We start from the raw sequence: 14,092 nt of genomic DNA, 5'->3' as shown, positions 1-14,092 counted from the left end.
AAATCGCTCGTTTTATCGCCATAAACGCCAAAAAACATTTTCAAATAATGAAAAAAAACTAAATTTGGCTTCACTATGAATACTTCTATGAACGATTTATGGGTGGGTGTCGACGTAGGCTCCACCACTGTGAAAATTGCTGTAGTCGATCCCGAGACATCTAAGCTTTTACACTATACATATCAGCGTCATAACGCCATGCAGGCGAAAAAGGTCTACGAGGTCCTGCGCGAAGCCCATGCCCTTTTCCCGGGCAAGAACTTCAGGGTCACGTTCTGCGGTAGCGGCGGTCAGCCGTTCGCCGAGGCCACTCACGCCTTCTTTGTGCAAGAAGTAGTCGCAAACGCACTTGCGGTGCGTGCCACCTACCCCGATTCCAGGGTCGCCATCGAACTCGGCGGTCAGGATGCCAAGGTCGTCTTCTTCGAAAAGGACAAGACCACGGGCAAGCTCATCGCCTCCGACATGCGCATGAACGGTGTGTGCGCCGGCGGTACGGGTGCATTTATCGACCAGGTCGCGGAACTCCTCCGCATCAAGACAGAAGTATTCGAAAGCTACGCCAAGCGTGGCCAAAAAGTCTATGAAATCTCGGGCCGTTGCGGCGTGTTCGCCAAGACGGACATCCAGCCGATGCTCAACAACGGCATCGCGAAGGAAGATATCGCCCTTTCAAGTTTCCACGCTATCGCGAAGCAGACCATCGGTGGCTTAGCCCAGGGCATGGAAATCAAGCCGCCTGTCATTTTTGAAGGTGGCCCGCTCACATTTAACCCGACTCTCGTGAAGGCATTCAAGGAACGCTTGGGCATTTCTAACGAACAGGCTATTGTCCCGGAACATTCCGAAGTGCTCGTTGCCATGGGTGCCGCTCTCGCTAACGGTTCCATGTTCGCAAACCAGGAATGCATGTACCGCGAAGAGGGTTCTCTCGACGCGCTCGTTCACTTTAACGAAATCCGCCAGGCCGAAAACAAGGCCAAGGCTGCCTCCGACCTCTTCTTCCAGAGCGAAGCGGAATACAAGCTGTTCCTCGAAGAACACAAGATGGCGGACAACCATTACCCGCAGCCGCCTTCCGGCTCGACCATCAACGCCTACTTGGGCATTGACGCAGGCTCTACCACCACAAAGTTCGTGCTCATCGACGAAAACGAAAAGGTCATCGACGGCTTCTACGCGAGTAACGACGGTGAACCGCTCGCCGTCTTGAAGCGCGCCATGGTAGACCTCGCCGACCGCTACGAAGAATACGGCGTGAAGCTCAACATCTTGGGCGTGGGTACAACCGGATACGGCGAACAGCTCTTTGCAAAGGCCGTCCACGCGGACTATCACACTGTGGAAACAGTCGCCCACGCAAACGCAGCCCAGCGCCTCTGCCCCGACGTCTCGTTCATCTTGGACATCGGCGGTCAGGACATGAAGGCCATCTCCGTGCAAGACGGTGTCGTCACGGGTATCATCCTCAACGAAGCTTGCTCCTCGGGTTGCGGTTCATTCATCGAAACGTACGCACGCAGCCTCGGTATCCCAATGGAAAAGATTGCCGACATGGCTTTCAACTCCAAGAGTCCGTCTCAGCTCGGCAGCCGCTGCACCGTGTTCATGAACAGTTCCATCATCACGGAACAGCGCGACGGCAAGCAGCCAGAAGACATTATCGCGGGTATCTGCCGTTCCATCATCAACAACGTCTTTACGAAGGTCATCCGTATTCGTAACCTCAACACGCTCGGCAAGAAGGTTGTGGTGCAGGGCGGTACATTCAAGAACAACGCCGTTCTCCGCGCCTTCGAACAGTACACGGGCCTCAAGGCCATCCGTCCGGAACGCCCGGGCGAAATGGGCGCTATCGGTATCGCACTCCTCACGAAGAAGTTCATGGAAGAAAAGCGTGCCGCCGACCCGAACGTGCAAAGTAAGTTTATCGGGCTTGAAGCCATGCGCACCTTTAGCTGGCACAACCAGCCAGGTCAGCTCTGCCAGTACTGCACCAACCACTGCTCCCGCACTATCGTGACCTTTAGCGATGGCCAGAGCTTTGTGACGGGCAACCGCTGCGAACGCGGCGAAGTCACCGCCGATCCGAACGATCCGGCAACGAAGAAGCTCATTGCCGAAATCAACAAGAAGATGCAGGCTGTGCCGGACATGATCAAGCGCACGAACCAGCTCTTGGTCAAGGACTACGCTCCGCAGATTCTCTTGCCGCAGAACGGAAAGACCATCGGTATCCCGCGCGTGCTCGAATTCTGGAACAGCCTCCCCTACTGGAAAGCATTCTTCACGGCCCTCGGTTACACCGTTGTCGTAAGCCGTCAGAGCGACTACAAGATGTTCGAAGCGGGCCTCCACAGCGTGCCCAGCGACACGGTCTGCTTCCCGGCCAAGCTCGTTCACGGTCATGTGCTCAGCCTCATCGAAAAGAAGGTCGACCGCATCTTCTTCCCGATGATGATTTCGCTCCCCAGCGACCACACCAAGTTTAACGCCACGACGGTCTGCCCGGTCGTGCAAGGTTACCCGAACATCTGCCAGAACACGGACGAACCCGAAAAGAATTATGGCATCCCGATGGACCAGCCGATTTTCCACTGGGCAAACACCAAGCTCCGCAGAAGCCAGACGATCGACTGGTTCCACGACAACTGGAACATTGACCGCAAGATTTTGGACAAAGCCGTCACGGAAGGCGAAAAGGCTCTCAACAACTACCGCACCACGCTCCTCGAAGAAGGCCAGAAGATTCTCGACGACGTGAAGGCAAACGACAGCTTTGCCGTGGTGATTGCAGGCCGCCCCTATCATGCCGACTTGCTCATCAACCACAACATTGCAAGCCACTTTACCGCCATGGGCATTCCGGTGCTTACCACCGAATCGCTCCCGGGCGTTTACGATCAGGACGTTCCGAGCCACACCCGCGTGGAAATCAAGAACACGTTCCATTTGCGCATGCTCGGTGCAACGATGATTGCTTCGAGAGACCCGCATGTTGAACTTGCCCAGATCGTGAGCTTCGGTTGCGGACACGACTCCGTGTTGACCGACGAAATGATGCGCATGATGCACCGCGATTCCAACAAGGAAATGCTCATGCTCAAGCTCGACGAAGGTGACGCCCGCGGCCCGGTCGGCATCCGTATCAAGAGCTTTATCGAAACCGTGAAGGCCCGCCGTGCGGCAAACCTCCCGGAAAAGCCGATTTCGAACGAACCGCAGTTCCACACGCCGTACCTGGCAAGCGACAAGACCAAGCGTATCATCTTGACGCCGAACCTCTCCCCTGCATTTGCAATCCTCGCCAGTAGCTACATCCAGGGCAAGGGTTACCTCTCGGATTACCTCCCGGTTGCAGACAAGCGCGCTATTGAACTCGGCAAGAAGTACGTGCATAACGACATTTGCTTCCCCTGCCAAATCAACATCGGCGAATGCCTCAAGTGGCTCGAAGAACACCCGAACGTTCCGCAGACCGAAGTTTCAATGTGCCTTGCCAAGAACTGCGAAAACTGCCGCGCTGTGCAGTACTCCGTGCTTGGCCGTAAAGCTCTTGACGAAGCGGGCTACAAGGACGTTTCCATCATCACGACCGGCATCGACTATAAAGGCATGCATCCGGGATTCCAGCTCGGGCTCGACTTCCGCCTCCATACGCTCTGGGGCCTCGCCTTCATGGACGCCATCGAAACGGCTTACCGCGCACTCCGCCCCTACGAAATCCACAAGGGTGATTCCAAGAAAATTTACAGCAAGTGGATGCCGGAATTGATGAAGACCGCCGCTACACTCAAGAAGACGGAACTCGGCTCTGCCAAGCGCCTTGTCGAAATGCTTCGCCAGTGCATCGACGAATTCAACAAGGTCGAAATCACGGAAGCTCGCCAGAAGGGCATCCGCAAGCCGCGCGTTGCCGTGCTCGGCGAAATCCTCATGAACTACCACCCGAGCGCAAACGGACATGTCGAAGACTACCTCATGGACAACGGCATGGAAGTTTACCTCCCGGGCATGATGGACTTTTTCCGCGTGGACGAAGTGGTCCGTGCCGAAAAGATCAAGCGCGGATTCTCGGCCAACCCGATTGCAGACCGCCTCGAAGGTGGTGTCACCGCAAAGCTCTTTGCACACGCTGCAGAAACCGCCAAGAAGGTCATGCAATCGTTCAAGCTCTACGAACACCATGCAGACTGCTTCGAACTCGTGAACTACATCGACGGTATTATCGACCCAACGTACAACACAGGTGAAGGTTGGCTCATCCCGGCTGAAATCCTTTACAACTCTAAGCACGGCATCAACAGCTTCATCATTGTGCAGCCGTTTGCCTGCCTCGCGAACCACATCAGTGGCCGTGGCCTCACGAAGGCTGTGAAGGAACGTTGCCCGCACGTGCAAATCCTGAGCTTGGACTACGATCCGGATACCAGCTTTGCCAACATCGAAAACCGCTTGCAGATGCTCATCATCAACGCTCGCGAACTCGAACGAGCAAATAAGGTGAACGTTAGTCACTAGTCATTAATCGTCAGTTATTAAAAGAAGCTCGCCGCAGGGCGAGCTTCTTTACATATCATGAAATTTTCAAAAAAATTTAAGGAATTTACAGTTTTTTCCCGTCTTTCAATTCTTTGGAAGGCTTTTGAGCATTTTTGCCAGAGGTACTCTTGACATAATTTATACCTTTGGTTTTGTCTGCAGCCATAGATACTTGTAGCTTTACCAATTCCATCATGATTGCTTCGAGTTTTGCCATGAGTTCTGTTGCAGTACACCCGAAAGCATCGGCTAGGTCACAGAAAGATTTAAGGGAAAAATTGCGTTTGCCTTTGGCGATAAGTCCAAGATGCTGGCGGCTAATACCACTATCTAAAGACAACCTCTTCTTGGTTAAAGAAGTCGCTCCCTGCATCTGTGCTAAAAGTTCTTTTTCAGCTTTTTGGATGACATCAATGTCATATCGCATTTTCCAATTTTATGAATATGTCTAAAAAATAGTGCAAACTATAGTTTCCATATTTTGCGATTTTTTTTAAGGAATTTCAGCTTTTTGAAAGGCTATAAAACAAAAAAGGCGCCCCACAACGGGCGCCCAGAATTGCATAGACTAAAAGATTTAGCACAGCGAAGCTACAATCTTCCATCCTCAAGGAAGGACGGTCATCAACACAATTCGTTTCGGAACAAAACTCGGCTCAAAAGCCCTCGCTTCAATCCTAAAAAGAAATGTAATAAAAATTTAAGAAAGCGGCAAGATATTTAATAGTACAAATTGGAATGGTTTTAACGCCTATTCCAAGCCTAATTGCCTAAAACCGCTTTTTTTAGTAAATTTTAGCACATGAAATCAGTACCTATAACGCTCCTGACCGGTTACCTGGGAGCCGGCAAAACAACTCTCCTCAACTACGTTCTCAACAATCAGCAGGGTTACCACGTCGCCGTCATCGTAAATGACATTGGCGAAGTGAACATCGACCAAACTTTAATTGAAAAGGGCGGAAATATCACGAAGGAAGATTCGGGCAAGGTTGTCCCGCTTTCGAACGGTTGCATCTGCTGCTCGCTCAAGACCGACTTGATCGAACAAATCGCCGAACTTTTGGAAATGGGCAAGTTCGACTACATTCTCATCGAAGCTAGCGGTATCTGCGAGCCGATTCCTATAGCCCAGACCATTAGCTTTGCAGGTAGCCAGCTCCGCAGCAAAGACGGCAGACCTCTCCCCTGCCATTTGGACAACATCGTGGCAGTCGTTGACGTGCTCCGCCTTGCCGACGAATTTGCCGGTGGCGAAAAGCTCCTCGAAGAAGACCTCGAAGAAGAAGATATCGCAAACTTGCTCATCCAGCAGATTGAATTCTGCAACACGATTATCATGAACAAGGTCGACGCTCTCAGCAAGCACGACTTGGAGCACGTGAAGGCCGTCGTGAAGGCTTTGCAGCCGACAGCCAAGATGATCGAGACGAACTACGGCAAGGTCGACATGAAGGACATTCTCGACACGAAGCAGTTCGACTTCAACAAGGTTGCCGAATCGAGCACTTGGGCGATCAAGCTCAACGAAGAAGGTCACGACAACGATGACGATGATGATGACGATCATGACGAACATGAACATCACCACCACGACCATGACGATGACCACGATGAGCACGAACACCATCATCACGATCATGATGAACACGAGCATCACCATGACCACGACGATGAAGACCACAGTCATTGCGACCATGAACATGGTGTTTGCCACTGCGGCCACCACCACGACAAGGACCATCCGCATGGTGACGAATACGGCATCAGCACGTTCGTGTTCGAAGACCACCGTCCGCTGAATCGAGAAAAGTTCGAAGCATTCCTCGACGACTATCCGACGAGCATCATCCGCACGAAGGGTCTCCTCTGGTTCAGCGACGAACGCAGCGAAAGCTACTTGTTCGAGCAGGCAGGCAAGCAGGCCTCCGCCCAGAATTTTGGTCGCTGGTTTGCCGCCGAAAGCGAAGCCGAACAGAAGCGTATCCTCGCCGAAAATCCGCAACTCCAAAAAATCTGGGACGAAAAGTACGGCGACCGCATCATCCGTTTGGTGTTCATTGGCCAGCACATGGACAAAAAGAAGATCATCCAGGTCATGAACGACTGCCTGGACGACTAATTATTGGTCAATAGTCATTGGTCATTAGTTATTAGAATGTAAGACGAGAATCCCCGCGAATGGTCGCGGGGATTTTTTTCAAAAATTTTGAACTTACCCCTTGCCATGTGAAAAAATGATTGATATTTTTGTGGCATGATGAATTTCGTAACAAGTGCAACTCTCAACCGTCGTTGGTGGCGCGGACTCTAACATAGAGCCCGGTATTTGTTACAAATCACCCAAGATTTTTAGGCAAAGGCTTCCGGACTCACGGAGGCCTTCCTTTTTACCGAAAATTGACGAAATCCTCCGGGACTTAAAGCCTTTGTGAACCTTAAACGAAAAGGCAAACAAGTTTTAAAACTAGAGGATTAAAATGACTAAGATTACTCACATCACCGAACGCCCGGGTTACGCTCCGCGTACTGACAGCATTTACGTTGCACTCCCCGGCGAACGTTACACCCCGTTTTCACTCGCCAAGAAGCTCGGCGCAAAGGCCATCTTCGAATCGGCAAGCTTTGACCACGGTCGCAGCCGCTATTCGACCTTGATGGTGGACGAAGGTTTCCGCCTGCGCCAGAACGACAAGAACGTGAGCATTGTCGTGGATGGCAAGGAAAGCGAATTCTTGGCTGAAGGTGATGGTGATATTCTCGACGCCTTACTCAAGATTTCTGCCGAAAATACGGTGCCGCCCAACCAGATTCCTATTCCGTCTTCGGGCGTGGGCTACCTCGGCTACGAATTCTGCGCCCGCTGCGATACGATTCGCTTGGCCCCGCAGGTGGATGAGCTCAACATTCCCGAAGCCGAATTTTTGGTCGGCCACATTTACATTGTGTTTGACCACTTCACCGAAAAATTGCATTTGTTCGCCCTGAACTACGAAGAACACCAGATTGATTTGAAGGCTGCAATTGAAAAGGTGAAGGCACGCCTTGCAGACCTTGACTTCAGCTACCTCGCTCCGGAAAAGCAGTACGGCAAGGGCATCACGATGACCGACCTCGAACAGTCCCGCAAGGAATACGTGGAAAAGGTCGCCGCTTTGCAGAAGCACATCGTGGCAGGCAACATTGTTCAGGCTGTGCCATCCCGCCGCATCCAGTTCGCAAGCGATATCGAAGCCCTCGACATTTACCGCCGCCTCCGTACGGTGAACCCGTCTCCGTACATGTTCTTCCTCGATTACGGAACGCACCAGTTCATCGGCGCATCTCCGGAAAGCTTGATCCGCGTGCGTGAAGGCATCGCCACCATCCACCCGATTGCAGGTACCCGCCGCCGTGGTAAAGATGATATGGAAGACGAAGCATTGATGAAGAATTTGAAGGGCGATCCGAAGGAACGCGCAGAACACTTGATGCTCGTAGACCTCGCCCGCAATGACCTCGGCCGCGTTTGCGATGCCGGTACGGTCGAAACGACCAAGTACATGGAATGCGAAAAGTTCAGCCACGTGATCCATTTGGTCTCTGACGTGCAAGGCCGCGTTTCCAAGAACAAGAAGGCAATTGAAGTGCTGCGTTCCAGCTTCCCGGCAGGTACGGTGAGCGGCGCTCCGAAAATCAGCGCCATTGAAATTCTTTCTGGTCTCGAAAAAATCAAGCGTCGCTTCTACGCTGGCGCCGTGGGTTACATTGAATCGGACGGTGACTTGGATTTCTGCATCGCCATCCGTTGCTGCTTAAAGCAGGGCAAGACCATCAGCCTCCAGGCCGGTGGTGGCATTGTCGCGGCCTCGAATGCTGACCGCGAATTTGAAGAAACGAACGAAAAGCTCGGAGCAATCAGGGCTGTACTGGAGGGTGACAACTAGATTGCTTCGGCTTTCAGCCTAGCAATGACGAAACACCCCAAAACTTTAAAAAAGAGATTACAACCATGATTATCATTATCGACAACTACGATTCTTTTACTTACAACGTTTATCAGGCTTTGGCCAAGATTACCACCGAAGAAATCTGCGTGCTCCGTAGCCGCGAATGCACCATTGCAGACATCGAAAAGTTGAACCCGAGTCGCCTCATTGTGAGCCCGGGCCCGGGCCGTCCGGAAGATGCCGGTATTTCCGTCGAAGCCATCAAGTATTTCGCAGGCAAGCTCCCGATTTTGGGCGTGTGCCTCGGCCACCAGGCTATCGGTTACGCATTCGGCGCGAAGATTGTGCAGGCCAAGTTCATCAAGCACGGCATCGCCGAAGAAATTGACCTCGATGGTAAGGGTCTCTTCCGCACCATCGGCAAGAAGAACATCTTTACACGTTACCACAGCTTGGTCATCGACGAATCTACGCTCCCAGCCGATTTCGAAGTGACCGCCCGCGCAACAGACGGCGACATCATGGGCATTCGCCACAAGACGCTCCCGATTGAAGGCGTGCAGTTCCACCCGGAATCCATCGCTAGCGGCCGCGCCGACGAATTCTTCAAGGCATTCCTCAACTACCGTCGCGAACCGCTTGACATCCGCGGAATCTTGAACACGCTTACTGCAGGCAAGGATTTGACTCGCGAAACCGCCGAAATGTTCATGGAAGACTTGACGGATGGTATCATGGACGAACGCCAGATGGCTGCAATCCTTACCGCACTATCCAGCAAGGGCCCCGTGACCGAAGAAATTGCAGGCTGCGCCAAGGTGCTCAGCAGCAAGAAGCGCAAGTTCCCGTACAGCGGTGACGAACTCACCGATATCGTGGGTACCGGTGGCGACGGCAAGGGTAGCTTCAACGTGAGCTCTCTCTCCGGCCTTATCGCAGCAAGCTGTGGCGCCAAGATTGCCAAGCACGGCAACCGCGCGGTTTCGAGCAAGTCCGGTGCCGCTGACTTCTACACGGCTGCAGGTTTCAAGCTCGACATGACTCCGGAAAAGGCAGCAAGCGTCATCGACAAGACGAACTTCGTGTTCCTCATGGCTCCGGTCTACCACAGCGCCATGCGCTTTGCCGGCCCGGTTCGCGGTGCCCTCGGCGTCAAAACCATCATGAACTTGCTCGGACCTCTCACGAACCCGGCTGAAGCCAAGTACCTGATGCTCGGCGTTTACAGCAAGTCGATTCTCGAACCGTTCACCAAGGCTGCAAAGTCCCTCGGTGCCAAGCGCGTGATGGTCGCTATCTCTGATGACGGCTACGATGAAATTTCTCCATGCGTCCCGACGACCATTGCCGAAATCTTGGAAGACGGCGAGTATCGCGAATACCGCATCGACCCGAAGGAATTCGGCGTCCCGGCTGTGGACCCGGAAGATCTCGCAGGCGGTACGGGCGTGGACAATTTCAACCTCGCTCTCGACGTGCTGAACGGCAAGGGCCGTCCGGGCATCAAGTATGCCTGCGCCCTGAACGCAGGTGCTGCGCTCTACATCAGCAATAAGGCAGCTAGCATCAAGGAAGGCTTCGACAAGGCGATTAAGGCCATGGAAGACGGCTCCGTCTTGAAGAAGATCGAAGAAGTGAAGGTCGCAACCAACTCCTAACGTTATTCTGAGAACACTGCAGGGGGACGAAAAATCCAGACCTGGATCCTTCACCCTGACGGGTTCAGGATGACATAACGCAAAATCGCTCCGAGGATTCGGAGCGTTTTTAGTTTATTGATAGAACAAGTCCGGGGTGACATTGCAAAAATATTACTATCATTTTTATTAAGAAGGAATTTCACTATGAATCTGCATTTTTTCAAGACGGTTTTTGCGGTGGCGCTAGTGGCGGGCTCAAGTTGTTTTTACGGTTGCTCTTCGGAGAAAACTCCCGAGGTCGAGAACAACACGCTTGTCAATGTGTCTTATGATCCGACGCGTGAGTTCTATTCCAATTACAATCATATTTTCATGAAGCATTGGAAAGAGGCGACCGGCAAAGATGTGAAGATTACGCAGTTCCATGGCGGTTCGGGCAAGCAGGCGCTTGAGGTGGTGAACGGGCTCGAAGCCGACGTGGTGACGCTCGCGCTGGAATTCGACGTTAACATTGTTCGCAACGCGGGTCTCATTGAAGACGGCTGGATCAAGGAATTTCCGCACAACAGCGCTCCTTACACTTCGACTATCGTGTTCCTCGTCCGCAAGGGCAATCCCAAGAAAATCAAGGATTGGGGCGATCTCGCAAAAGACGGCGTCGGTATCATCACGCCGAACCCGAAGTTTTCGGGTGGTGCACGCTGGAACTATCTCGCGGCTTGGGCGTACGCAGAAAAGCTGTACAACGGCGATGAGGGACAAATTAAGGATTTCATGAAGAAGCTCTATCACAACGTTCTTGATCTCGCTTCGGGAGCTCGTAGTTCTACGAACACGTTCATTGAAGATCGCAAGGGCGATGTGCTGCTTTCTTGGGAAAACGAGGCATTCCTTTCGCTCAAGGATTACCCTAAAGAATACGAAATCGTGATGCCTAGCGTGAGTGTTTTGGCAGAACCCTCTGTCGCAATTGTAGATAAAATTGTAGACAAGCGCAATACGCGCAAACTCGCAACGGAATACCTGAATTATCTCTACTCCGACGAAGCGCAGCGTGTTGCGGCAAAGCATCATTACCGCCCGACGAACAAAGCTATTCTTGACGAGTACAAGGAATTTGACCAAAATGTCAACCTAATTGCAATTGAACATTTTGGTGGTTGGGACAAGGCGCAAGCCAAGCACTTTGCCGACGGCGCCATTTTTGACCAGATTTACGAAAAGAAGTAACGGATTCTACCGTATTACGGTCTAAATGTTTTCAACGCTGCAATCGTGCGGGAAATCAAATCGTTCAGTTCCCAGCCCAACAAGTTTGCACCGCGTTCAATGACTTCGCGAGAGCAACCGGCGGCAAATTTCGGGGACTTATACTTTTTCAGCACCGATTTTAGTTCCAAATCTTGTACGCTTTTTGACGGGCGCATCAACACGACAGCGCCAATCAATCCAGTCAATTCATCGACTGCGTAAAGGACTTTTTCCATTTCGTGTTCGGGCTTCACGTCAACAGTTATAGACCAGCCGTGACTTGTCGTAGCGTGAATGATTTCTTCGGAAAGACCCGCTTCTTGCATGAGTTCACGTTCCTTGATGCAGTGCTGTTCGGGCCACTGTTCAAAATCAAGGTCGTGCAAAAGGCCGACAATTCCCCAGAATTCCTCGTCCTCGCCGTAACCGAGTTCGCGTGCAAAATAGCGCATGGTATTCTCGACGATTTCGCCATGTTCGAGGTGGAAGGGATCCGAATTGTACTTTTTGAGGAGTTCCAGGGCTCCTTCGCGTGTAATATTTGCTGATAATGCCATGTGCCAAAATATAACATTTTCCTATTTGCGATGAGCACGATTTTCTAATACATTTTTTTTATCAATGGCGATATGAATTAAGTATTGGACACTTGAAAAGTCGCGTTCTATATTTGCTGCACTTGAAAATGCGGAGGCGCTGTGAAGATAGAACGAATAAATACAGACTTATTGATTATTGGCGGTGGGACAGCAGGCTGCTACGCCGCAATTACAGCGAAAGAATCAAGCAACGCTGCTGACCTCAAAATTCTTATCGTCGAAAAAGCAAATATCAAACGCAGTGGCTGCCTTGCAGCTGGCGTAAACGCTTTAAACGCCTACATCACCGAAGGCCGTGAACCCAAAGATTATGTAGAATACGCAAAGAAAGACGCCGACGGGATCGTCCGCGAAGATTTACTTTATTCTATATCAGAAAGATTTAACGAAATCACAGCGCACTTGGAAAAACTCGGACTTGTCATCTTAAAGGATAAAGACGGGAAATACGTTACACGCGGAAATCGCAACATCAAAATTAATGGCGAAAACATCAAGCCGATTTTAGCCAATGCTGTCAAGAAGCTCCCCAATGTGACCGTTTTAAATCATGTCAACATTTTCGACTTTTCAGTTCACGACAATAAAATCGATGGCGCATACGGTTTTGGAATCGAGAACGATACATTTTACGCGATTGAAGCCAAAGTCGTCATTATCGCAACAGGCGGAGCAGCCGGGCTTTACCGCCCGAATAATCCAGGATTTTCAAGGCATAAAATGTGGTACCCGCCATTCAACACGGGAGCCGGATACGCCATGGGAATTCGCCACGGCGCCGAAATGACAACATTCGAAATGCGATTCATTGCACTCCGTTGCAAGGATACAATCGCACCGACAGGAACGCTCGCGCAAGGCGTGGGCGCCAAGCAGGTCAATTCGCTCGGAGAAGTTTACGAAACGAAATACGGCATTTCTACTTCGGAACGCGTTTACGGAACCGTCGCCGAAAATCTGGAAGGTCGTGGGCCATGCTACTTGAGAACTGAAGGGATTTCGGCAGAACAAGAAGAATCGCTTTTGAAGGCGTACCTGAACATGGCTCCTTCGCAAACAATTCGTTGGCTTGAAAACGAAACGCCCTCCAAAGCAAATGTGGAAATCGAAGGTACGGAGCCTTACATTGTAGGCGGCCACACAGCAAGCGGTTACTGGGTCGACACCAAGCGCGCCACAACCATCGAAGGGCTTTACGCCGCGGGCGATGTGGCCGGAGGTTGCCCGCAAAAATATGTGACGGGCGCACTTGCCGAAGGCGAAATAGCAGCAAAGTCGGCTGTGAAATACATTAACGCAACGGTGGATCGCCACGCCCCCTTACAGGGGTCTCGCAATGACGTAGAAACCGAAGCAACCATCAAAGAAGCCGAAATCGCAAGCCACGTCGCAGAAATCGAAACATATCTATCACAGAAAAATTCGCTGTACACGACAGAGCAACTTGAAGAAGCCATGCAAATCGCCATGGACGAATATGCAGGCGGAATCACGACAGGCTACGGCTATACCGAAAAGCAGCTCAATATCGCCAAAGAAAAAATTGACGAAATCGAAAGCCTTACGGGCAAGCTTAGCGCCATCGACTTGCAAGAAGTCATGTACATCTACGAGCTAAAGGAACGCCTCACCGTTTGCAAGAGCGTCATCGCGCATCTCGCCACACGCCACGAAACACGCTGGCACAGTTTTGCAGAAAACTGGGACTATCCCGAAAAAGACAACATTCACTGGCGAAAGTATGTGAATTCCCGCTTAGTCAACGGCGAAATCAAGACTTTCACACGCGAACTTACCGCAGAAGGGCAAAAGAATTATGAGCATCAACATTGATCCAAACATTTGCATCGGCTGCGGGAGATGTCACGACGTTTGTCCCGGCACGCTGATCAAGATTAACGAACTGAAAAAAGCCTATATCAAGTACCCCAAAGATTGCTGGGGTTGCACTTCGTGTATCAAGGAGTGCCCCGTTCACGCCATCCGATTCTTCCTCGGCGAAGACATTGGCGGCAAGGGCAGCAAAGTACATACCGAAAAAGTCAATGGGCTTATCCGCTGGATTGTGGAATTTCCCGACGGGAGCGTAAAGCACATTGTCATTGACCCAAAAGAATCCAACAAATACTAG

At 51.4% G+C, this 14,092-nt stretch carries 9 protein-coding genes; 7 read left to right on the top strand and 2 right to left on the bottom strand.

Annotated features, from left to right (window positions below; all coding sequences use genetic code 11):
• Window positions 1-75 precede the first annotated feature (75 nt).
• Window positions 76-4,521, top strand: a complete 4,446-nt coding sequence (locus tag BUQ91_RS03725; protein ID WP_074208198.1) for an acyl-CoA dehydratase activase — start codon at window positions 76-78, stop codon at window positions 4,519-4,521.
• Between the two features lie 85 nt (window positions 4,522-4,606).
• Here the strand turns inward: BUQ91_RS03725 and BUQ91_RS03720 are convergent, their stop codons facing one another.
• A complete protein-coding gene (locus BUQ91_RS03720; protein ID WP_072828193.1) occupies window positions 4,607-4,969 on the bottom strand; it encodes a helix-turn-helix domain-containing protein in 363 nt (120 codons plus the stop codon).
• A 375-nt stretch (window positions 4,970-5,344) separates the two neighbouring features.
• Here BUQ91_RS03720 and BUQ91_RS03715 point away from each other — a divergent pair, with 375 nt between their 5' ends.
• From BUQ91_RS03715 to BUQ91_RS03700, 4 genes are all read left to right on the top strand, one after another.
• Window positions 5,345-6,664 carry a CobW family GTP-binding protein gene (locus tag BUQ91_RS03715; protein WP_074208197.1) on the top strand — a complete coding sequence of 440 codons (1,320 nt, stop codon included), beginning with the start codon at window positions 5,345-5,347 and terminating at the stop codon, window positions 6,662-6,664.
• 358 nt (window positions 6,665-7,022) lie between these two features.
• The gene (locus tag BUQ91_RS03710; RefSeq protein ID WP_074208196.1) at window positions 7,023-8,468 is read left to right on the top strand and encodes an anthranilate synthase component I family protein; all 1,446 of its coding nucleotides are present in this window, start codon (window positions 7,023-7,025) and stop codon (window positions 8,466-8,468) included.
• A gap of 65 nt (window positions 8,469-8,533) precedes the next feature.
• Window positions 8,534-10,129, top strand: a complete 1,596-nt coding sequence (locus tag BUQ91_RS03705) for a bifunctional anthranilate synthase component II/anthranilate phosphoribosyltransferase (protein ID WP_074208195.1) — start codon at window positions 8,534-8,536, stop codon at window positions 10,127-10,129.
• Between the two features lie 186 nt (window positions 10,130-10,315).
• On the top strand, window positions 10,316-11,341 hold the full coding sequence (locus BUQ91_RS03700; protein WP_074208194.1) for a sulfate ABC transporter substrate-binding protein: 1,026 nt from the start codon (window positions 10,316-10,318) through the stop codon (window positions 11,339-11,341).
• 14 nt (window positions 11,342-11,355) lie between these two features.
• On the opposite strand, the gene BUQ91_RS03695 is transcribed toward BUQ91_RS03700, so the two are convergent.
• On the bottom strand, window positions 11,356-11,919 hold the full coding sequence (locus BUQ91_RS03695) for a hydrolase (RefSeq protein ID WP_074208193.1): 564 nt from the start codon (window positions 11,917-11,919) through the stop codon (window positions 11,356-11,358).
• 141 nt (window positions 11,920-12,060) lie between these two features.
• On the opposite strand from BUQ91_RS03695, the gene BUQ91_RS03690 reads away from it, so the two are divergent.
• Both BUQ91_RS03690 and BUQ91_RS03685 read left to right on the top strand, forming a co-directional pair.
• On the top strand, window positions 12,061-13,794 hold the full coding sequence (locus BUQ91_RS03690) for an adenylyl-sulfate reductase subunit alpha (protein ID WP_074208192.1): 1,734 nt from the start codon (window positions 12,061-12,063) through the stop codon (window positions 13,792-13,794).
• Window positions 13,778-14,092, top strand: a complete 315-nt coding sequence (locus tag BUQ91_RS03685) for a 4Fe-4S dicluster domain-containing protein (protein ID WP_074208191.1) — start codon at window positions 13,778-13,780, stop codon at window positions 14,090-14,092. The genes BUQ91_RS03690 and BUQ91_RS03685 overlap by 17 nt, the downstream gene beginning before the upstream one ends.

The organism is Fibrobacter sp. UWB11 (genome assembly GCF_900143015.1).
In the GTDB taxonomy this organism is placed as follows: Bacteria; Fibrobacterota; Fibrobacteria; order Fibrobacterales; family Fibrobacteraceae; genus Fibrobacter.
This window is presented reverse-complemented; position numbering and strand designations above follow the sequence as displayed.

Bases quoted from the DNA above. Each gene is read 5' to 3' on its own strand.
- BUQ91_RS03725 (WP_074208198.1), top strand. From the start codon at position 76: ATGAATACTTCTATGAACGATTTATGGGTGGGTGTCGACGTAGGCTCC.
- BUQ91_RS03720 (WP_072828193.1), bottom strand. From the start codon at position 4,969: ATGCGATATGACATTGATGTCATCCAAAAAGCTGAAAAAGAACTTTTA.
- BUQ91_RS03715 (WP_074208197.1), top strand. From the start codon at position 5,345: ATGAAATCAGTACCTATAACGCTCCTGACCGGTTACCTGGGAGCCGGC.
- BUQ91_RS03710 (WP_074208196.1), top strand. From the start codon at position 7,023: ATGACTAAGATTACTCACATCACCGAACGCCCGGGTTACGCTCCGCGT.
- BUQ91_RS03705 (WP_074208195.1), top strand. From the start codon at position 8,534: ATGATTATCATTATCGACAACTACGATTCTTTTACTTACAACGTTTAT.
- BUQ91_RS03700 (WP_074208194.1), top strand. From the start codon at position 10,316: ATGAATCTGCATTTTTTCAAGACGGTTTTTGCGGTGGCGCTAGTGGCG.
- BUQ91_RS03695 (WP_074208193.1), bottom strand. From the start codon at position 11,919: ATGGCATTATCAGCAAATATTACACGCGAAGGAGCCCTGGAACTCCTC.
- BUQ91_RS03685 (WP_074208191.1), top strand. From the start codon at position 13,778: ATGAGCATCAACATTGATCCAAACATTTGCATCGGCTGCGGGAGATGT.